This is a genomic window from Pseudocoprococcus catus, assembly GCF_019734885.1.
In the GTDB taxonomy this organism is placed as follows: domain Bacteria; phylum Bacillota; class Clostridia; order Lachnospirales; family Lachnospiraceae; genus Coprococcus_A; species Coprococcus_A catus.
The window spans coordinates 1-20,039 of the sequence record NZ_JAAXCM010000047.1; the positions used below are offsets into that span (position 1 = coordinate 1).

A 20,039-nucleotide genomic window follows, 5' to 3' on the forward strand; every position below is an offset into this window, starting at 1 on the left:
TAAGCATATCAAAAAAAGCAGAAGATATCTAATCCTTTTAGAATAAATATCTTCTGCTTTAAGTTAATGACATTGTGCTTTAAGGGGGCTTGCGTTATGGAAAGCTTTAAGTACAATTATTTGCAATCAAATCCCACCTAATAGCACACTATTAAAAATTGAATATGTTTTAGCTTTAAAGGCTCGTACAGACTATATGTTTTGTGCGGGCTTTTTTCATACCCGAAAAAATTTAAAAAATTTTTCAAAAGAGGTCATTAAATCACACCTAGCTGTCCTTATATGGTGCGGAAAGAGGGATAAACACTTTTCAAATCATAAAGGAAAGGAGGTGAGATTGATGAAACCGTCTGACTTCCAGAAAACAGTTCAATGTCGTTTTGAAAGTTGTTTAAAGAAAGTTGTCCGTAGTGTCGTGAAAGATTATTACAAGGAATTAAACCGTCGTAAGAATAAAGAAATATCTTTCAGCGAATTGCCAGATGTCCTTGTTGATAAAATGGCTGTTTGGGACGACTACGAAACAGATTATACAATCTTTTCAGTATGTGGCATTGATATTCGTGTCCTTGATGATGAATTGGCAGAAGCCTTGAAGAAACTTCCAGAAAGAAAACGCAATACTCTGTTGATGTATTACTTCTTGGAAATGACAGAAAGTGAAATTGCCAACTTGCAGAAAATCACGCAAAGCGGTGTATTTAGAAACCGACATCACGCTTTGGAAACTATGAAAAAAATACTCAAGGAGGAACATTAGAAAATGAAACAGTTATTTAAGAAACCGTCTTATTACTTGATTTCATCAGCTATGGACGGAAACGAAAAAGCGATTGAAAAATTACTGGCATTTTATGACCCTTACATATCAAAGTGCTGTTTGCGTTCACTTTATGATGAATACGGCAATGTTTATATCGTTGTAGATATGGAATTAAAAGGACGTATCAGAGAAGCACTTATCAAAATGATTTTAGGTTTTGATATTGAAGATATGGACTTAGAACCAGAAGAATAAGCAGTTTTTAGCGGAGCATGATTTAATATCCCCCTCTTTCCTGCTCTGCCACCTGCTTTTATATGAAAGCAACACGCTTTCGCCACAGCTCTTTGACAACTGAATAAAGCAGACAGATACGTTTGTGAGATGGCGAGCCACGGGGACTGTACGCCACGACCTTTTCAAAAGAAAGCGAGCGACCCACGCAGTGATCCGAGAGCGACTGTTGGAAAAGTTGTTTTGCCACGACCTATCCTCACAGAATAATGATACGTCCGCATGGTGCGGTTCTGCCCACAAGAATGGGAATAGTTGAGATACTAATGGAGCTTTCCAAAGCCGTCTGCCTGCTTGTAAAAAACGACACACAGTAAAGGGGGTGCATAGATTATGAACAATACTGATGTGCCTATTTGGGAAAAATATACGCTGACGGTTGAAGAAGCGTCCAAATACTTCCGCATTGGCGAAAAGAAATTGCGTAAATTAGCCGAAGAAAATCTTGACGCTGGCTGGGTTATCGTGAACGGCAACCGTATTCAGATTAAGCGAAAACAATTTGAAAAAATCATAGATACATTGGACGAAATCTAATGTCATTGAGCCGTAGATATGGTATAATAAATATAGCGTATCACGGCTCGTTCCATGACGGAAAGGAGCTTTACACTATGTCTAATGTAAAACGAAAAGACAGTAAAAATCGCAATTTGCGTAATGGAGAGAGCCAGCGAAAAGACGGAAGATACGTTTATAAATATACCGATATATACGGAAAGCCACAATTTATCTATTCTTGGAAACTTGTACCGACAGACAAGACACCTGCTGGAAAGCGTGATGATATATCGTTGAGGGAAAAAGAAGCACAGATTAAAAAAGACCTTAACGACGGTATCGATACAGCAGGCGGTAAAATGACAGTCTGCCAGCTCTACGACAAGAAGAACAGCCAAAGAAAGAACATCAAGAGGGCTACTGAAAAAGGACGACAGTATCTTATGAACGCTCTGAAAAATGACCCATTGGGTATGAGGGCGATTGATACTGTTAAGCAGTCGGACGCTAAAGAATGGGCTATCAGAATGAGCGAAAAAGGATACGCCTATAAAACGATTGATAACTACAAGCGTTCCTTGAAAGCGTCATTTTACATGGCGATACAAGACGACTGTATCAGAAAGAACCCGTTTGAATTTAAGCTAAGTGATGTTCTGGAAGATGATACGGAGCAGAAAGTTATCCTTACACCAGAGCAGGAAGAACGCCTGCTTGCCTTTATGGAAAAGGATAAGATTTACAGCAAGTATTATGATGAGGTTGTGCTTCTGCTGGAAACGGGACTTCGTATTTCTGAATTTTGCGGACTAACGACGCATATTGATATGCAGAACAGAATACTCAATATAGACCACCAGTTATTGAAAGACAGCGAAATCGGCTACTATATTGAAACGCCAAAGACCAAAAACGGAAAACGAGAACTTCCATTGACAGAACGGGCTTATCAAGCAATCCAAAGAATACTAAAGAACAGAGGAAAGGCACAACCGTTGATTGTAGGTGGTTATAGCAATTTCCTATTCTTGAACCGTGAGGGCTTACCTAAAGTTGCAGGAAACTATGAGGGCATGGTGCGAGGACTAATTAAGAAGTATAACAAGTATCACACGGACAAGTTACCGAACATCACACCACATTCATTCCGACATACTTATTGTACGAATATGGCAAACAGAGGAATGAACCCAAATACTCTGCAATATCTCATGGGACACGCTAACATAACCATGACACTTGGCTATTACGCACACGGTACATTTCAATCTGCAAAAGCGGAGCTGGAAAGACTGGCTTGTTAATATCGGAGCGTATATTTACTACTCATTTACTACTTTTGGTTGCATTTTCATGCTGGTAAATGCTAGCTTATGCAAGGTATCTTCCAAAAGGAAAATACCGATAAAGCCCTAAAATACGGGATATATCGGCATTTACCAACTTATGAAAAGATAATCAGAAATTTAGTAAGTTTTTGATATAAAGAAAAGTTTATAATAATGGATAGAAAATAGTATCTGTTTAGTAGAATTGAAAAACGACTATTGAACATAAACAAAAGAGAAGGTGGCAGATAATGGACGCAGAGATGAGCAAAAGGGTATTGGATGAATTTTTGAAGAAGACAGAAGATGGATTCATTGTTGTAGATAAAGAGGGGATTATCAGGGAGATTAATGAAAACTATTGTGATTTTCTGGCGCGGGGGAGGGATGAAATTATAGGACGTCCCATCAATGAGGTGATATCAACGACTTCAATGTTGGATGTTCTTAAGAAAAGATATGCCGGAGACGGCAATAATGTCTATGTGCATCCTTATAAACCGGGGGAAACAAGGGATGATGAGGAAGTTTATGCAGCAGCCAATCGGTTTTGTATTTTTGATGCTCAGGATCAGCTGCTGGGGGCAGCGGCACATATGAAATTTCGTCAGCGTGCCTTGGATACATCACAGAAGTACAGAGAGACAGAACTGAATTATTACAAACAGGAGTATCAGGATCAGATGCAGAAGGAAGGCGGTTTTGCAAATTTCAGGGGCAATGATCCGAAGATCCAGCATGTGAAAAACCTTGGCATGCGTATTGCCAAAACGGATTTCCCGGTGCTGATCACAGGAGAAACAGGTACCGGTAAGGAAGTTATCGCCAAATCCATTCATATGGAAAGCAGCCGCAGTGCAGAGCCTTTTGTGGCCATTAATTGCGGGGCTATACCGGCAGAATTGCTGGAATCGGAACTCTTTGGCTATGAGGGTGGATCATTTACCGGAGCCAAAAGACAAGGGAAAATCGGCAAATTTGAGATGGCCAATAAAGGAACCTTCTTTTTGGATGAGATTGGCGATATGCCGCTGCATATGCAGGTCAAGCTTTTGAGAGTTTTGCAGGAACATGAGATTGAACGTGTCGGCGGAAATCGGCCGATACCGATTGATGTGAGGATCATATCAGCAACCCGTCTGAATCTGATGGAGATGGTGCAGGAAGGAACCTTCAGAGAAGATCTGTATTATCGTCTTGCGGTTGTGAATATTCAGACGGTACCCTTAAGAGCGTGCCCGCATGATATAATCCTTCATGCGACGAATTATCTTGATCAGCTGAATCAGCAGTATAAGACAGAGGTCAGTCTGAGTGATGCTGCAAAGAGGTGTCTGAAGGCACACAGCTGGCCGGGCAATGTAAGAGAGTTGCAGAATGTCATTTCCAGTGCTTATGCAACCTGTGAGAACAATATGATCACCATGGATAACCTGCCGAAAGTTATTACAGACAACCACAAAGAAGAATGGATCATGTCAGATACTGAAGAGATGACATTGAAGGAAAAGATGAATCATTTGGAAAAAATTCTGTTGGAGGAAGCACTTCACAAAAACAAAAATATGACAGCAGCAGCGGCTGCGCTGGGAATAGAGCGCAGCCTGCTATATAAAAAATTAAAAAAACATCATATAGAATTTTAGAAATGACCGGGCAGAAACTATTTGCCGGAGATGACAGCACGGGAGATAACCATCTTCTGGACTTCAGATGTCCCTTCATACAGCGGAATAATCCGGGCATCACGGTACATTCTTTCGATGGCATAGTCTTTCATATAGCCGTAGCCGCCATGGATTTGAAGGGCTTTATTGGTGACATATACTGCGGCCTCGGAGGCATAATATTTGGCCATGGAGGCTTCTTTAGTGATCGGCATACCGGCATCATGAAGCCGTGCAGCATTGATTGTCAGCTGCAGGGCAGCTTCTGTGCGGGTTGCCATATCTGCCAGATACCACTGGATTCCCTGGTTGGCATTGATTGGCTTGCCAAACTGTGTACGCTCACTGGAATAAGTAACAGCAGCGTTAATAGCCCCCTGACATAAGCCGACAGCCTGGGAAGCGATACCGATACGGCCGCTGTCAAGACCAGCCATGGCAATGGAGAAGCCTTTGCCTTCCTTGCCGAGAAGCTGTGTGCGAGGTACGCAGCAGTCATTGAAAATCAATTCTGACACAGCAGCAGAGCGGATGCCCATCTTGTCTTCTGTTTTGCCTACGGAAAATCCCGGAGTATCTCTGTCAACGATAATGGCAGAAAGACCTTTTGTTTTCAGAGAAGGCTCTGTGAGTGCAATCAGAATAACGTAATCCCCTTCATTCGGGCCCATATTGCTGATGAAGCACTTGCTGCCGTTGATGATGTAATCATTTCCCTTTGCAATGGCTTTCGTGCGGGCGGAAGCAGCATCGGAGCCGGCACCGGCCTCGGTCAGAGCGAAGGCACCGACAGCACCGGAAGCAGCTTTTGGAAGATATTTCTTTTTCTGCTCTTCAGTACCGTTTTTTAAAATGATTTCATTAGTGAGGGTATGGACGGCAATCAGTTCGGCAGTACTGGCACATACTTTGGCGATTTCCATGATCATCAGGCATTTGGCGATATTGTCCATGCCTGTTCCGCCATAGGCTTCGGGAATGTTAATGCCAAGGAAACCAACATCGGCAAGCTCCTGAATAAGAGCAGGATGAATTTCACCGGTCAGATCCATTTCAGCTGCCAGAGGAGCCACCTTCTTTGTTGCGAAATTCTTGGCCAGGTCACGGATCATTTTTTGCTCATCAGTAAGTAATAAAGACATACATATTCCTCCTTCGTGTTTTGAAGTTCAGTCATGCCGTAAAGGATGACGGGATTATTGAGATATAAAGCTTGATATTAAGTAAATAAAGCAAATATTATGCCAATCTATATTTGACATTTTAAAATAATTTTTCAATAAATTGTTGACGAATGCGGTATAAATGTGCTATAGTGGTAAAGCTATGTAATGGAAGAGGTCTTTTTTTTATGCCTAAAATTAAGACCAGGTAACTTATCCTGCTTTAGCGGAGCAGGAGACACACTCAGATTAAATTTAACGGAGGTGGAAGTTGTGCGCGTTAAGATAACATTGGCATGTACAGAATGCAAACAGCGTAATTACAACATGACAAAAGAGAAGAAGACTCATCCTGACAGAATGGAAACAAAGAAATATTGTAAATTCTGTAAGAAACACACATTACACAAAGAAACAAAGTAATTTAGGATGACTGTGAGGAGTGAATAACATGGGCAATGCAACTAATGAGACAACTAAGAAGACAAATTGGTTGGACGCCATTAAAGCTCAGTTCAAGAGAATCATCTGGCCGACAAAGGAAGAAGCTGCCAGAAGGTCCGCTGTTGTCCTTGCTGTTTCCATACTGCTTGGAGTGGTTATTGCTGTATTAGACAGAGTTTTACTTCTGCTGACAGATGTGATCATTTCATTATAACAGAAGGGTGAGAATATGGCAGACAGGAATGAATATTTGGAAGACCCGATGTGGTATGTAGTTCATACCTATTCCGGTTATGAGAATAAGGTTAAAACGAATATTGACAAGTCTATTCAGAATCTTCATCTGGAGGATCAGATCCTTGATGTTCAGGTGCCTGTTCAGGAAGTCATTGAGGTAAAAGACGGCAAGAAGAAAACGGTTAAGAAGAAACTCTTCCCGGGCTATGTTTTACTCCATATGATTATGAACGATGAGACATGGTATGTTATCCGCAATACCCGTGGTGTGACAGGATTTGTCGGTCCGGAATCCAAACCGGTTCCGCTGACTGAGGATGAGATGGTTGCAATGGGTATCAGCATGGACGGTGAAGAGGCTGAGAAGGATGAGCCGGATCAGATGATTCTTGTTGATGTTGAAGAAGGTGACATGGTCAATATTGTGTCTGGTGCATGGCAGGACAAAGAAGGTATTGTACAGTCTGTAAACTCAGACAGAGGAACAGTAACTGTCGGACTTGATATGTTTGGCCGTGAAACCGCAGTCGAAATCAGTTTCTTAGATATCAGGAAAATGTAACATTTACGTACGGTTCATGACGCGGGTCATGGACAGTGGGAGGGAAATCCCCGACATTACCACAATTTTCAGGAGGTGCGCTAATAATGGCGAAGAAAGTAACAGGATATATTAAATTACAGATCCCTGCAGCAAAGGCTACACCGGCTCCACCAGTAGGTCCGGCATTAGGCCAGCACGGTGTTAATATTGTACAGTTCACAAAGGAATTCAATGCTAGAACAGCTGATCAGGCTGGTATGATCATCCCGGTTGTTATCACTGTTTATAATGATAGAAGCTTCAGCTTCATCACAAAGACTCCACCTGCAGCTATGTTATTAAAGAAAGCTTGCAAGATTGAGTCCGGTTCTGCAAACTCCAAGAAGCAGAAAGTAGCTACTATCTCCAGAGCAGAAGTTCAGAAGATCGCAGAACTGAAGATGCCTGACTTAAATGCAGCATCTATCGATGCAGCTATCAGCATGATCGCTGGTACAGCAAGAAGCATGGGTATCACAGTAGAAGACTAATACGAATACTTGTTAAATAACAGTGGGAGGGTCGCTCCCGATATTACCACAAGGAGGATTTATCATGAAAAAAGGTAAGAGATATGTAGAATCTGCCAAATTAGTAGATCGTACAAATCTTTATGATGTAGAAGAAGCAGTTAGTATCATTAAGAAAACAGCAAACGCTAAGTTTGATGAGACAATCGAAGCTCATATCAAACTGGGTGTTGATGGCCGTCATGCTGATCAGCAGGTACGTGGTGCAGTTGTACTGCCTCATGGTACAGGTAAGAAAGTTAAAGTTCTTGTATTTGCTAAGGGCGACAAAGTAGAAGAAGCTCAGGCAGCAGGTGCTGATTACGTTGGTGGACAGGAACTTGTTCCGAAGATCCAGAATGAGGGATGGCTTGACTTTGACGTTGTAGTAGCTACACCGGATATGATGGGTGTTGTTGGTCGTCTGGGTCGTGTTCTCGGTCCTAAAGGCTTAATGCCAAACCCAAAAGCCGGTACAGTTACAATGGATGTTACAAAGGCTATTAATGATATCAAAGCTGGTAAGATCGAATATAGACTGGATAAGACAAACATTATCCATGTACCAGTTGGTAAAGCTTCTTTCACAGAAGAACAGTTAGCGGACAACTTCCATACATTAATGGGCGCAATCGTTAAGGCAAAACCAGCAGCTGCTAAGGGTCAGTACCTGAGAAGCGTAACAATCACTTCAACAATGGGCCCTGGTATCAAATTAAACCCAGTTAAACTTGTTTAATTATTTTTAATTTGTTGTGGTTTTTTGATTGACAACCAATATAAATGATGATATAATATCAGAGCAAAACTGCCAAAGACAGTAGGTGCCGTAAGGCATAAGGAGAAAACGCCTACCGAGGGAGATTATAGGTGTTCTTTACGAACTCGACTTATAACAAGACCTCTCTGGGCAGCCGGAGAGGTTTTTTTGGCGGTACACACGATTATTCTATAAGGAGGTGCACCAATAATGGCAAAAGTAGAAATCAAACAGCCAATCGTTGATGAGATCGCTGGTTATTTAGCTGATGCTCAGGCAATGGTTCTGGTTGACTATCGTGGTCTGACAGTAGAAGAAGATACACAGCTTCGTAAGGCTTTAAGAGAAGCAGGTGTTGATTACAAAGTATACAAGAATACTTTAATCAAACGTGCAGTTAAAGGTACAGCATTTGAAGCTGTAACAGATCTTTGCGAAGGCCCAACAGCTATCGCAACAAGCGCTTCAGATGCAACAGCTCCAGCAAGAGTATTATATGAAGCAACTAAGAAAATGCCGAACCTTGAACTTAAGGGCGGTGTTGTAGATGGTACATTCTATGATGAGAAGATGATCCAGGTTATCGCTACAATTCCATCAAGAGAAGTACTGCTCGGAAAATTACTTGGAAGTATCCAGTCCCCTATTACCAACTTTGCTCGTGTTATTAAGCAGATCGCTGAAAGCAAAGAAGAAGTTGCATAAAATCTAAAAACGGAGGTATTTTAAAATGGCAAAATTAACAACAGCTGAATTTATCGAAGCTATTAAAGAGTTATCAGTATTAGAGTTAAATGAATTAGTAAAAGCATGTGAAGAAGAATTTGGTGTATCCGCAGCAGCAGGCGTTGTTGTAGCAGCAGCAGGTGCTGGTGAAGCAGCAGAAGAAAAGACTGAATTCGATGTTGAATTAACAGAAGTTGGCCCTAACAAAGTTAAGGTTATCAAAGTTGTTCGTGAAATCACAGGTCTTGGCCTTAAAGAAGCTAAAGAAGCAGTTGACAGCGCTCCTAAGACACTTAAAGAAGCTGTTAGCAAAGAAGAAGCTGAAGACATCAAGGCTAAACTTGAAGCAGAAGGCGCTAAAGTTACAGTTAAATAATTGTACTTTACAATATGATATGGAAGGCATCTCCTCGGAGGTGCCTTTTGTTTATTTAATAGGGAATTTCCTATTAAATAAACAGGCATTAACGCGTCTGTGATGCACACTTTGTTCTATGAGTTATTGCGAAACGCTATAGTTGTCAGTAGTGTGTAACGTTTCGCAATTAGTCATAAAACTGAGGACATGAAATGAGAACTGTTCTGTGGTAATTTGTTTTGAAAAGAGAGGTTTATATACAGATGAAGAGGAAGAGAAAGTGGAGGGGTTATTTAGCAGCGGTACTTTTGATTGGAGTGGTGTTGGCAGGATGCAGACGGACTGGCGGAGATGTGAATTCAGGAGATACAGGCAGCATGGCAGGTGACACGATGACATCAACAGAAACAGAAGCGGCTGCATCGGAAGAAACCGGGAGTGAAACAGAAAGCCGGAAAGAGCAGGTGATGGCAAATGAATCAGAGACGGAACTTCAAAGGGTGTCTGAGACAGAGAACGAAAGGGCAGTTGATCCGATTGTACTCGTATTGGACCCGGGGCATGATTCAGAGTATTGTACCAGAAATCATCCGGATCTGGGAGTGAATGAGCAGGATCTGAATCTGGCCATTGCTTTGGCTTGTCGGGATCAGCTGGAACAATATCAGGGCATTAAGGTTTATATGACAAGGGAGGATGGCAGCTGTCCGGATGCGGAACATCAGGGAGAATACTGTATTGAGGCAAGAACGAAATATGCAACGGATCTGGATGCAGATCTGTTTGTGAGCCTGCACAACAATGGGACAACGGGTGTCTATGGGGCAGAGGCCAATGGTACGGAGGTTTATGTGTCCAATTACAGTGCTTATACAGAGGAAGGGAAGAAATTAGGACAGTTAGTACTGGATCACCTTTCGGCACTTGATCTGAATCCGAGAGGTGTATTTGTACGTACCAAGGAGGAAAAAGGCCATTATGATGATGGCAGCGTACAGGACTGGTATTATCTGATCAGTTACAGTGTTGAAGGCGGTCACCCGGGGATGATTATTGAACATGCCTATATGGACAATGCTCATGATAATGCCATATTAAAAGATGAAGAAAAACTGAAGGCTATGGGTGTGGCGGATGCAGATGCAATTGCTGATTATTACGGTTTAGAGAAAAAATAACGAAAACCTTAAGATTATGCGGATTAAAGGTACTCCGGACAGTTGCAAATTGACTTTAAAGGATGAATGGTTTATAATCTGTAATATATATGTAATAATTTGCGGTTATTTTGGATTTTCGCAGCATGCTGTCATACAGCGCGGTTATTAGAGAAATGGAGGGGAATGCATGAGTGATACAGAAGATAGAGATGACAGAGATTTCGATGTATTAGAGGATGACCAGAATACATCGGATGCACCGTCAACAGATAAGGATGATGATTTTGATTATCTCAAAGAAATAGAGGCAATTGAAGCACAGGAGAGAGAACTGGAAGAGCAGCGTCAGAAGAAGAAAGCAGAACTTGATAAGCTGCGTGCAGAACATGCCAAGGAAGAACATAAGCGGTCTGTTCAGAGAAAGCATGAAATGAAAGAACGCAAGAAAGAGGCAGAGTGGCTTGGAGAACCTTTTGATGATGATGTGGAAACAGTGCCTGTTCAGAAGAAGAAGAGCAAGAAAGGCATTGCAGCCATAGTGATCATTATTTTGATAGCCATTGGTGCCGGTTCCGGTTATGCCTATAAGATGCAGATGGACAAGAAGACGGTTGCGGATTTTGAACAGAAAGTGGCATCTTTTCAGTCAGAAAAACTGGACGGCAGGGATTTTGGTACTCACCAGTCCTATTTTACTGATTTTATGAAGGAATGCCAGGATGCCATTGATGCAGGTGATCTGAAGCAGATTACTGAATTGAATAAGCAATGGAGTGAAGTTGAGAATACTTATACGACCGTTGCAAATGGCAAGACATCACTGGATGCTTTTGTATCCGGCATGGATCAGGCACTTTCTACTTATTCCATTACAGATACTTATAAGAAAAACTATGAGACTTTGAAGAAAGATGCAGAGAAAGCCCAGAAGGACTGCGATTATGAAAAGGTATCTGATTTTCAGAAACAGTTGGATGCACTTGCAACAAATCTCAAAGCAGACAATATGAAGGCAATCCAGAATCTGAAGAATGATATTTCAAGTACAGACCTGGACAAAGATTATGTCAGCTCAGATGATCAGAAGAAACTGGATGCCTATAGCAAGAAGGTTGATCAGTATACAAAAGAGGAAGATTATGCACAGGCTATCAATACATTGAATTCATGGAAGAAAGAAGTAGCTTCTATTAAGAAGAGTATTGAGCAGCAGAAAGCAGAGGAGCAGGCAAGGGCAGAATCTGAGGCAGCAGCTAAACGGGCCGCTGAGTCCAGAGCAGCAGAATCAAGGGCGGCTGAGTCCAGAGCGGCAGAATCAAAGGCAGCTGAGAAAAAGAAGAACCAGACATCCGAGACGAAGAATAACAGCAACAGCAATAACAATAATTCTTCTTCAAACGGATCTTCATCAGGTTATGTTCTGCCAAACAGCAGCAGCAGCTATCTGTCAGCAGCAGATGTGAAGAATCTTTCAAGTTATCAGTTGATGATCGCACGTAATGAAATTTATGCCCGTCACGGACGTAAGTTCAATGACAGTGAACTTCAGGCGTACTTCAACAGCAAATCCTGGTATAAGGGCACTGTGAATCCGGAAGATTTTTCAACATCCGTATTTAATGATTATGAAATTCAGAATATTGAGTTAATTCAGTCTTATGAATAATATAAGTAGACTGCCGCACTGAAGAGAAAGAAAAGTGCGGCGGTCTCTTTTGGATTTTACAGGTATTTACGACAGAGAAGAATAAGAAGATATCTGCATCGCGGCCGGTAGGGAGAGTCGTTTTTGAAAAAATACGAAAAAACAATATAAATTTGTTGACAGGACTTGAAAATTATGTTAGTATATATTACTGCATTATTATGGTATATTAGGCGCTTTAGCCTGGTAAGCAGATAGAACTTGTTGATTTATCATTCAGGGAGTGAAAAACGTCAATGAATAAAAGCAGAATTAAACCGGTTAAATCAGGTAGAAACATCCGTATGAGCTATTCCCGTCAGAAGGAAGTTCTTGAGATGCCGAATCTCATTGAAGTTCAGAAAAATTCCTATGACTGGTTCCTGAAGAAGGGCCTGAAGGAAGTTTTTGAAGACATTTCTCCGATCACAGACTACAGTGGTCATCTTAGTCTTGAATTCACAGATTTTAGTTTACGTGAAGAGGAAGCAAAGTATTCCATCGAAGAGTGTAAAGAACGTGATGCAACATATGCGGCACCTTTAAAGGTGAAAGTTCGTTTAATTAATAAAGAAACAGATAGTTTCAGCGAGCATGAGATCTTCATGGGAGATCTGCCGCTGATGACAGCAACAGGCACATTCGTTATCAATGGTGCTGAACGAGTTATCGTCAGCCAGTTGGTACGTTCTCCTGGCATTTACTATGGTGTAGGTCATGATAAGCTTGGTAAGGAGCTCTACTCCGCTACAGTTATCCCTAACCGTGGTGCATGGCTGGAATATGAGACAGATTCCAATGATGTTTATTATGTACGTGTGGACAGAACACGTAAAGTGCCTGTTACAGTACTGATCCGTGCTCTTGGTGTTGGTACAAACCAGGAAATCATGGAACTCTTTGGTGAGGAGCCGAAGATCATGGCAACACTGGCCAGCAATAAAGATGCATCCGATAGCTATCAGAGCGGTCTGCTTGAGTTATACAAGAAGATCCGTCCGGGTGAACCTCTGGCTGTAGAAAGTGCAGAGAGCCTCATCAACGCTATGTTCTTTGATCCTAGAAGATATGACCTGGCAAAGGTTGGTCGTTATAAGTTCAACAAGAAACTGGCACTGAAGAACCGTATCGCAGGTTTTGAGCTGGCTGAAGATGTTGTTGATGAGACAACAGGCGAGATCATTGCGGAAGCAGATACAATGGTGACAGAAGAGTTGGCTGAGAAGATCCAGAATGCCGGCGTTGCTGCTGTCTATGTTCAGACAGAAGAACGTGTAGAGAAGGTCCTTTCCAATATGATGGTAGAACTGACCAGCTTTGTGGATGTTGAACCGGAGACACTTGGCATTACTGAGAAGTATGTATATTATCCTGTTCTTCGTCAGATCCTTGATGAGAACGATGATATTGAAGATATCAAAGATGCAATTAAGAAGAATGCGGCAGACCTTGTTCCTATGCATATTACAAAGGAAGATATCTTTGCTTCTATCAACTACAATATGCATCTTGAATATGGTGTGGGTAATGCAGATGATATTGACCATTTGGGCAACCGTCGTATCAGAGCTGTCGGCGAACTGCTTCAGAACCAGTATAGAATCGGTCTTTCCAGAATGGAGCGTGTTGTACGCGAACGTATGACAACACAGGATCTGGAAGGTGTTTCTGCACAGTCTCTGATCAATATCAAGCCTGTAACTGCAGCGGTAAAGGAATTCTTCGGAAGTTCCCAGCTGTCACAGTTTATGGATCAGAATAACCCGCTTTCCGAGTTAACACATAAGAGACGTCTTTCAGCCCTCGGTCCTGGCGGTCTTTCACGAGACAGAGCCGGTTTCGAAGTTCGAGACGTACATTATACACATTACGGCAGAATGTGTCCTGTCGAGACACCTGAAGGTCCTAACATCGGTCTGATCAACTCCCTTGCAAGTTTCGCAAGAATCAATCAGTACGGTTTCATTGAGGCACCTTACAGAATCCTTGACAAGACAGATCCTAAGAATCCTCGTGTTACAGATGATGTTGCTTATATGACAGCCGATGAAGAAGATAAGTACAGAGTTGCACAGGCCAATGAGCCGATCGATGAGAACGGTTACTTCGTGAACAAGACAGTTTCCGGACGTTTCCGTGAAGAGACAACATCCTTCCAGCGTTCACAGGTTGACCTGATGGATGTATCTCCTAGAATGGTATTCTCTGTTGCAACATCTATGATCCCATTCCTTCAGAACGATGATGCGAACCGTGCTCTGATGGGTTCCAACATGCAGCGTCAGGCCGTTCCTTTGATGCTGACTGACTCACCGGTTGTTGGTACAGGTATGGAAGCTAAAGCAGCCGTAGACTCAGGTGTCTGTGTTGTTGCAAAACGTGGCGGTGTTGTAGAACGCTCCGCATCAAATGAAGTCATCATCAAAGCTGATGACGGCACAAGAGATACTTATAAACTGCTCAAGTTCTCCGGATCCAACCAGGGTGCATGCTACAACCAGCGTCCGATTGTATTCAGAGGCGACAGAGTAGAAAAAGGCGATGTTCTGGCCGATGGTCCTTCTACATCACAGGGTGAATTAGCCCTTGGTAAGAACCCACTGATCGGTTTCATGACATGGGAAGGTTACAACTTCGAGGATGCCGTTCTGTTGAGTGAACGTCTTGTGCAGGAAGATGTTTATACATCTATCCATATTTCCGAATACGAAGCAGAAGCCAGAGATACAAAGCTCGGACCTGAAGAGATCACACGTGATGTACCGGGTGTTGGTGATGATGCACTGAAGAACCTTGATGAAAGAGGTATTATTCGTGTCGGTGCAGAGGTTCGTGCCGGAGATATCCTTGTCGGTAAAGTGACACCAAAGGGTGAAACAGAACTGACAGCAGAGGAAAGACTGCTCCGTGCCATCTTTGGTGAGAAGGCACGTGAAGTCAGAGATACATCCCTGAAGGTACCGCATGGTGAATATGGTATCATTCTGGATGCGAAGGTATTTACAAGAGAAAACGGTGATGAACTGTCACCGGGTGTTAACCAGTGCGTACGTGTCTATATTGCACAGAAGAGAAAGATTTCCGTTGGTGATAAGATGGCCGGCCGACATGGTAATAAGGGTGTCGTTTCCCGTATTCTGCCTGTTGAAGATATGCCATTCCTTCCAAACGGCCGTCCGCTTGATATCGTGCTGAACCCTCTGGGTGTGCCTTCACGTATGAATATCGGACAGGTTCTGGAAATCCATCTTGGTCTTGCTGCAAGAGCGCTTGGCTTTAAGATCGAGACACCTGTATTCAATGGTGCCGATGAAAATGACATCATGGATACACTGGAACTGGCCAATGATTATGTCAATACATCATGGGAAGAATTTTCAGCAAAATGGAAAGATACCCTTGATGAAAAAGTATACAATTATCTTGATGAGAACAAGGCTTACAGAGAAGAGTGGAAGGGTGTTCCAATCAGCCGTACAGGTAAAGTCCAGTTAAGAGACGGTCGTACAGGTGAAGAATTCGACAGCCCGGTTACAATCGGTTTCATGCATTACCTGAAACTGCATCATCTGGTTGATGATAAGATCCATGCACGTTCCACAGGTCCTTATGCCCTTGTTACACAGCAGCCTCTTGGTGGTAAAGCTCAGTTCGGCGGACAGCGTTTCGGTGAAATGGAGGTTTGGGCACTGGAAGCATACGGTGCAGCATATACACTTCAGGAAATCCTGACATTCAAGTCCGATGATGTGACAGGTCGTGTGAAAGCATACGAAGCCATCATCAAGGGCGAGAATATTTCCGAGCCGGGTATTCCTGAATCCTTCAAGGTATTGCTCAAAGAGCTGCAGTCACTGGCACTGGATGTCAGAGTCCTTCGTGATGACCAGACAGAAGTTGAACTTGGTGAAACGGTTGATTACGGTGATGACGATTTCAACAGCATCATGCAGGGCGATGGCGGTTTCAGATTTGATACAGAAGAATCCCTTGGCGATTATGTCCACAAACAGCAGACTGTCAACAGTGATGGTGAGTTTGTAGATGTTGAAGATGAGGGCAGTGCCGATGACGATACAGAAGAGTTTTATGGAGAAGATTCTGACAACGAATAGAGAAGGGAGTGCCATTCATGCCAGAAACAGTTAGTAATGAAGCTTATCAGCCAATGACTTTCGACGCCATTAAGATTGGTCTGGCTTCCCCTGAGAAGATCAGACAGTGGTCCCATGGTGAAGTCAAGAAGCCTGAAACGATTAACTATAGAACATTAAAGCCTGAGAAGGATGGTCTGTACTGCGAAAAGATTTTCGGACCTAGCAAGGACTGGGAATGCCATTGCGGTAAGTACAAGAAGATCCGTTACAAAGGCGTAGTCTGCGATCGATGCGGCGTTGAAGTTACAAAATCCAGCGTTCGTCGTGAACGTATGGGCCACATTGAGCTTGCAGCTCCGGTTTCTCATATCTGGTATTTCAAGGGTATCCCTAGCCGTATGGGTCTGATCCTGGATATGACACCGAGAAACCTTGAGAAGGTTCTGTACTTTGCATCCTATGTTGTGCTGGATAAAGGCAGCACAACACTGGAGAACAAGCAGGTATTATCTGAGAAGGAATACCAGGAAGAGTGCAAGAACTTCGGTGAAGACAGTTTCCGTGTAGGTATGGGTGCAGAAGCGATTATGGAGCTTCTGCAGGCCATTGACCTTGAAACAGAGGCTGTTCAGCTCAAGAAAGACCTGAAGACATCTTCAGGCCAGAAACGTGCAAGAATCATCAAACGTCTGGAAGTTGTTGAAGCTTTCAGAAGCTCAGGCAACAAGCCTGAATGGATGATCATGACCGTTATTCCGGTTATTCCTCCGGATATCCGTCCAATGGTACAGTTAGACGGCGGACGTTTTGCAACATCCGATTTAAATGATCTGTACAGACGAATCATTAACAGAAATAACAGACTGAAACGTCTTCTTGAGCTGGGTGCGCCTGATATTATCGTCAGAAATGAAAAGCGTATGCTTCAGGAAGCTGTTGATGCCCTGATTGATAATGGCCGCCGCGGTCGTCCTGTTACAGGTCCTGGCAACAGAGCGTTGAAGTCTCTTTCGGATATGTTAAAAGGTAAACAGGGTCGTTTCCGTCAGAATCTTCTTGGTAAACGTGTTGACTATTCCGGTCGTTCCGTTATCGTCGTTGGTCCTGAACTGAAACTCTATCAGTGTGGTCTGCCAAAGGAAATGGCCATCGAGCTGTTCAAGCCTTTCGTCATGAAAGAACTCGTATCCAGAGGCATTGCACACAACATCAAGTCTGCAAAGAAGATGGTAGAACGTCTTCAGACAGAAGTTTGGGATGTACTGGAAGATGTTATCAAAGAACACCCGGTTATGCTGAACCGTGCACCTACACTGCATCGTCTTGGTATTCAGGCCTTCGAACCTGTACTGGTAGAAGGTAAAGCAATCAAGCTGCATCCGCTGGCTTGTACAGCTTTCAACGCCGATTTCGATGGTGACCAGATGGCTGTCCATGTACCGCTGTTTGTAGAAGCTCAGGCAGAATGCCGTTTCATCCTGCTTTCTCCAAACAACTTGCTGAAACCTTCAGATGGTGCGCCTGTAGCTGTTCCTTCACAGGATATGGTCCTTGGTATCTATTATTTGACACTTGAGAAACCGGGTGATAAGGGTGAAGGTATGTTCTTCAAGGATGTTAATGAAGCAATCCTTGCTTATGAGAACCATATCATCACACTTCAGGCTCCGATCAAGGTCAGAAGAACAGGTATCGTGGGTGGAGAAGAGGTAACAAGAGTTGTTTCCTCTACACTGGGCCGTTTCATCTTCAATGAAGGTATTCCTCAGGACCTTGGCTATGTAGACAGAGAGAACCGTGATAATGACCTTGTACCGGAGATCAACTTCCTGGTAGCGAAGAAACAGCTGAAACAGATCATTGACAAGTGTATTCATACACATGGTGCAACAAAGACAGCGGAAGTTCTGGACTACATCAAAGCAACAGGTTATAAATATTCAACAATCAGTGCTATCACTGTATCTATTTCAGATATGACAGTGCCTGAAGCTAAGAAAGAGCTTCTTGCAAGTGCTGAAGCAACAATTTCCAAGATTACAGCACAGTACCGTCGTGGTCTTGTTACAGACGAAGAACGTTACAAAGCTGTTATTGAGACATGGAAACAGACAGATGACCAGCTGACAAAGGCTCTGTTGGATGGTCTTGACAAATACAACAACATTTACATGATGGCCGATTCAGGTGCCCGTGGTTCCAACCAGCAGATCAAACAGCTGGCCGGTATGCGTGGTCTGATGGCTGATACATCAGGTCGAATCATCGAGCTGCCTATCAAGTCCAACTTCCGTGAAGGTCTTGACGTACTGGAGTACTTCATTTCTGCCCATGGTGCCAGAAAGGGTATGTCCGATACAGCTCTCCGTACAGCCGATTCAGGTTACCTGACGCGTCGTCTTGTTGATGTATCCCAGGATCTGATCATTCGTGAAATCGACTGTAGCGAAGATTCAGAGAACATTCCGGGTATGTGGATCGATGCATTCATGGATGGCCGTGAAGTGATCGAAAGTCTGGAAGAACGTATGACTGGTCGTTACGCTGCTGCCGATATCGTAGATCCTGCAACAGGTGAAGTCCTTGTAAAAGCAGATCACATGATCACACCAAAGCGTGCAGCTATGGTTGCAGAAGCAGGCGTGACAAAGGTGAAGATTCGTACAGCACTTTCCTGTCGTTCACATCTTGGTATCTGTGCGAAGTGTTACGGTGCCAACATGGCAACTGGTCAGGTTGTTCAGGTGGGTGAAGCTGTCGGTATTATCGCTGCTCAGTCCATCGGTGAACCTGGTACACAGCTGACAATGCGTACTTTCCATACCGGTGGTGTTGCCGGTGATGATATCACACAGGGTCTTCCTCGTGTCGAAGAACTTTTCGAGGCAAGAAAACCAAAGGGTCTTGCCATCATCGCAGAGTTCGGCGGTACAGTTTCTATCCGTGATACAAAGAAGAAACGTGAAATCGTTATTACAAATGACGAGACAGGTGATTCCAAAGCATATCTCATCCCTTATGGTTCCCGTATCAAGGTTCAGGAGGGACAGGTACTTGAAGCCGGTGATGAACTGACAGAAGGTAGTGTTAACCCACATGATATTCTGAGAATCAAAGGCGTGCGTGCTGTTCAGGATTACATGATCCAGGAAGTACAGCGTGTATACCGTCTGCAGGGTGTTGAAATCAATGATAAGCACGTTGAGGTTATCGTTCGTCAGATGCTGAAGAAGATTCGTATCGAGAACAGCGGAGATACAGAATTCCTGCCTGGTACACTGGTTGACGTTCTTGACTTCGAGGAAATCAACGAGAACCTCAGGGAACTGGGTGAGAGACCGGCTGAAGGTGTCCAGGTTATGCTTGGTATCACAAAGGCTTCTCTTGCTACAAACTCCTTCCTGTCAGCTGCTTCCTTCCAGGAGACAACAAAAGTCCTGACAGAAGCTGCTATTAAGGGTAAGGTTGACCCACTGATCGGTCTGAAAGAAAATGTTCTTCTCGGCAAGCTGATTCCTGCCGGTACAGGTATGAAGCGTTATCGTACAATCAAACTGGATTCAGAAATCGACGAGAATGAAGAACTGACACTGGCCGATGATGACGATGCATATCTTGATCTCAGCGATGGCATCTCAGGTGAAGAAGCAGATGAAGATATGGCTGAAACAGAAGAAACAGCTGTTGAAACTGCACCTGAAGAAGCAGAAGACGATGCATTCGACGGTGAATCTGAAGACGATACAACAGATGAAAACTAATCGT

17 protein-coding genes and 1 other annotated feature are annotated in these 20,039 nt (G+C 43.2%); of the genes, 16 read left to right on the forward strand and 1 reads right to left on the reverse strand.

The features are described 5' to 3' along the window. Nucleotides 1–340 precede the first annotated feature (340 nt). From HED67_RS12925 to HED67_RS12945, 5 genes are all read left to right on the forward strand, one after another. Entirely contained in the window at nucleotides 341–760 is a 420-nt protein-coding gene (locus tag HED67_RS12925) for an RNA polymerase sigma factor (RefSeq protein WP_003061815.1), read from the forward strand. 3 nt (nucleotides 761–763) lie between these two features. After that, a complete protein-coding gene (locus HED67_RS12930; protein WP_002322727.1) occupies nucleotides 764–1,018 on the forward strand; it encodes a helix-turn-helix domain-containing protein in 255 nt (84 codons plus the stop codon). Between the two features lie 372 nt (nucleotides 1,019–1,390). Beyond that, nucleotides 1,391–1,594, forward strand: a complete 204-nt coding sequence (locus HED67_RS12935; RefSeq protein ID WP_002322728.1) for an excisionase — start codon at nucleotides 1,391–1,393, stop codon at nucleotides 1,592–1,594. 77 nt (nucleotides 1,595–1,671) lie between these two features. Further along, nucleotides 1,672–2,862 (forward strand): site-specific integrase, encoded by a 1,191-nt coding sequence (locus tag HED67_RS12940; RefSeq protein ID WP_032684686.1) that lies wholly within the window; start codon nucleotides 1,672–1,674, stop codon nucleotides 2,860–2,862. A gap of 275 nt (nucleotides 2,863–3,137) precedes the next feature. Further along, entirely contained in the window at nucleotides 3,138–4,532 is a 1,395-nt protein-coding gene (locus HED67_RS12945) for a sigma-54 interaction domain-containing protein (protein ID WP_221718557.1), read from the forward strand. Nucleotides 4,533–4,549: 17 nt separating this feature from the next. Here the strand turns inward: HED67_RS12945 and HED67_RS12950 are convergent, their stop codons facing one another. Beyond that, nucleotides 4,550–5,695, reverse strand: coding sequence for an acyl-CoA dehydrogenase family protein (locus HED67_RS12950; protein WP_221718558.1), 1,146 nt, complete (start codon nucleotides 5,693–5,695; stop codon nucleotides 4,550–4,552). A 294-nt stretch (nucleotides 5,696–5,989) separates the two neighbouring features. Between HED67_RS12950 and rpmG the strand changes: the two genes are divergently transcribed. The 11 genes from rpmG (at nucleotide 5,990) to rpoC (ending at nucleotide 20,035) form a co-directional block, all read left to right on the forward strand. Then, a complete protein-coding gene (gene rpmG, locus HED67_RS12955) occupies nucleotides 5,990–6,139 on the forward strand; it encodes a 50S ribosomal protein L33 (protein ID WP_117528862.1) in 150 nt (49 codons plus the stop codon). A gap of 28 nt (nucleotides 6,140–6,167) precedes the next feature. Further along, nucleotides 6,168–6,374, forward strand: coding sequence for a preprotein translocase subunit SecE (gene secE / locus HED67_RS12960; RefSeq protein WP_178438393.1), 207 nt, complete (start codon nucleotides 6,168–6,170; stop codon nucleotides 6,372–6,374). 36 nt (nucleotides 6,375–6,410) lie between these two features. Beyond that, nucleotides 6,411–6,959 (forward strand): transcription termination/antitermination protein NusG, encoded by a 549-nt coding sequence (gene nusG / locus HED67_RS12965; RefSeq protein WP_178438506.1) that lies wholly within the window; start codon nucleotides 6,411–6,413, stop codon nucleotides 6,957–6,959. Between the two features lie 86 nt (nucleotides 6,960–7,045). Then, on the forward strand, nucleotides 7,046–7,471 hold the full coding sequence (gene rplK, locus HED67_RS12970) for a 50S ribosomal protein L11 (protein WP_015513669.1): 426 nt from the start codon (nucleotides 7,046–7,048) through the stop codon (nucleotides 7,469–7,471). Nucleotides 7,472–7,535: 64 nt separating this feature from the next. Next, the gene (gene rplA, locus HED67_RS12975) at nucleotides 7,536–8,228 is read left to right on the forward strand and encodes a 50S ribosomal protein L1 (protein WP_178438394.1); all 693 of its coding nucleotides are present in this window, start codon (nucleotides 7,536–7,538) and stop codon (nucleotides 8,226–8,228) included. Between the two features lie 54 nt (nucleotides 8,229–8,282). Continuing rightward, nucleotides 8,283–8,427: a sequence feature (ribosomal protein L10 leader region), on the forward strand. Between the two features lie 32 nt (nucleotides 8,428–8,459). Then, nucleotides 8,460–8,954 (forward strand): 50S ribosomal protein L10, encoded by a 495-nt coding sequence (gene rplJ, locus HED67_RS12980; protein WP_221718559.1) that lies wholly within the window; start codon nucleotides 8,460–8,462, stop codon nucleotides 8,952–8,954. A gap of 25 nt (nucleotides 8,955–8,979) precedes the next feature. Continuing rightward, nucleotides 8,980–9,351 (forward strand): 50S ribosomal protein L7/L12, encoded by a 372-nt coding sequence (gene rplL, locus HED67_RS12985; protein ID WP_015513672.1) that lies wholly within the window; start codon nucleotides 8,980–8,982, stop codon nucleotides 9,349–9,351. A gap of 245 nt (nucleotides 9,352–9,596) precedes the next feature. Next, the gene (locus tag HED67_RS12990; RefSeq protein WP_221718560.1) at nucleotides 9,597–10,511 is read left to right on the forward strand and encodes an N-acetylmuramoyl-L-alanine amidase family protein; all 915 of its coding nucleotides are present in this window, start codon (nucleotides 9,597–9,599) and stop codon (nucleotides 10,509–10,511) included. 169 nt (nucleotides 10,512–10,680) lie between these two features. After that, nucleotides 10,681–12,159, forward strand: coding sequence for a YARHG domain-containing protein (locus HED67_RS12995; protein ID WP_221718561.1), 1,479 nt, complete (start codon nucleotides 10,681–10,683; stop codon nucleotides 12,157–12,159). Nucleotides 12,160–12,434: 275 nt separating this feature from the next. Continuing rightward, on the forward strand, nucleotides 12,435–16,292 hold the full coding sequence (gene rpoB, locus HED67_RS13000; protein WP_221718562.1) for a DNA-directed RNA polymerase subunit beta: 3,858 nt from the start codon (nucleotides 12,435–12,437) through the stop codon (nucleotides 16,290–16,292). Nucleotides 16,293–16,309: 17 nt separating this feature from the next. Further along, on the forward strand, nucleotides 16,310–20,035 hold the full coding sequence (gene rpoC / locus HED67_RS13005) for a DNA-directed RNA polymerase subunit beta' (protein WP_221718563.1): 3,726 nt from the start codon (nucleotides 16,310–16,312) through the stop codon (nucleotides 20,033–20,035). Nucleotides 20,036–20,039: the final 4 nt, after the last annotated feature.

Excerpts from the sequence above, each read along its gene's own strand:
- HED67_RS12925 (WP_003061815.1), top strand. The coding sequence starts at position 341 with ATGAAACCGTCTGACTTCCAGAAAACAGTTCAATGTCGTTTTGAAAGT.
- HED67_RS12930 (WP_002322727.1), top strand. The coding sequence starts at position 764 with ATGAAACAGTTATTTAAGAAACCGTCTTATTACTTGATTTCATCAGCT.
- HED67_RS12935 (WP_002322728.1), top strand. The coding sequence starts at position 1,391 with ATGAACAATACTGATGTGCCTATTTGGGAAAAATATACGCTGACGGTT.
- HED67_RS12940 (WP_032684686.1), top strand. The coding sequence starts at position 1,672 with ATGTCTAATGTAAAACGAAAAGACAGTAAAAATCGCAATTTGCGTAAT.
- HED67_RS12945 (WP_221718557.1), top strand. The coding sequence starts at position 3,138 with ATGGACGCAGAGATGAGCAAAAGGGTATTGGATGAATTTTTGAAGAAG.
- HED67_RS12950 (WP_221718558.1), bottom strand. The coding sequence starts at position 5,695 with ATGTCTTTATTACTTACTGATGAGCAAAAAATGATCCGTGACCTGGCC.
- secE (WP_178438393.1), top strand. The coding sequence starts at position 6,168 with ATGGGCAATGCAACTAATGAGACAACTAAGAAGACAAATTGGTTGGAC.
- rplK (WP_015513669.1), top strand. The coding sequence starts at position 7,046 with ATGGCGAAGAAAGTAACAGGATATATTAAATTACAGATCCCTGCAGCA.
- rplA (WP_178438394.1), top strand. The coding sequence starts at position 7,536 with ATGAAAAAAGGTAAGAGATATGTAGAATCTGCCAAATTAGTAGATCGT.
- rplJ (WP_221718559.1), top strand. The coding sequence starts at position 8,460 with ATGGCAAAAGTAGAAATCAAACAGCCAATCGTTGATGAGATCGCTGGT.
- rplL (WP_015513672.1), top strand. The coding sequence starts at position 8,980 with ATGGCAAAATTAACAACAGCTGAATTTATCGAAGCTATTAAAGAGTTA.
- HED67_RS12990 (WP_221718560.1), top strand. The coding sequence starts at position 9,597 with ATGAAGAGGAAGAGAAAGTGGAGGGGTTATTTAGCAGCGGTACTTTTG.
- HED67_RS12995 (WP_221718561.1), top strand. The coding sequence starts at position 10,681 with ATGAGTGATACAGAAGATAGAGATGACAGAGATTTCGATGTATTAGAG.
- rpoB (WP_221718562.1), top strand. The coding sequence starts at position 12,435 with ATGAATAAAAGCAGAATTAAACCGGTTAAATCAGGTAGAAACATCCGT.
- rpoC (WP_221718563.1), top strand. The coding sequence starts at position 16,310 with ATGCCAGAAACAGTTAGTAATGAAGCTTATCAGCCAATGACTTTCGAC.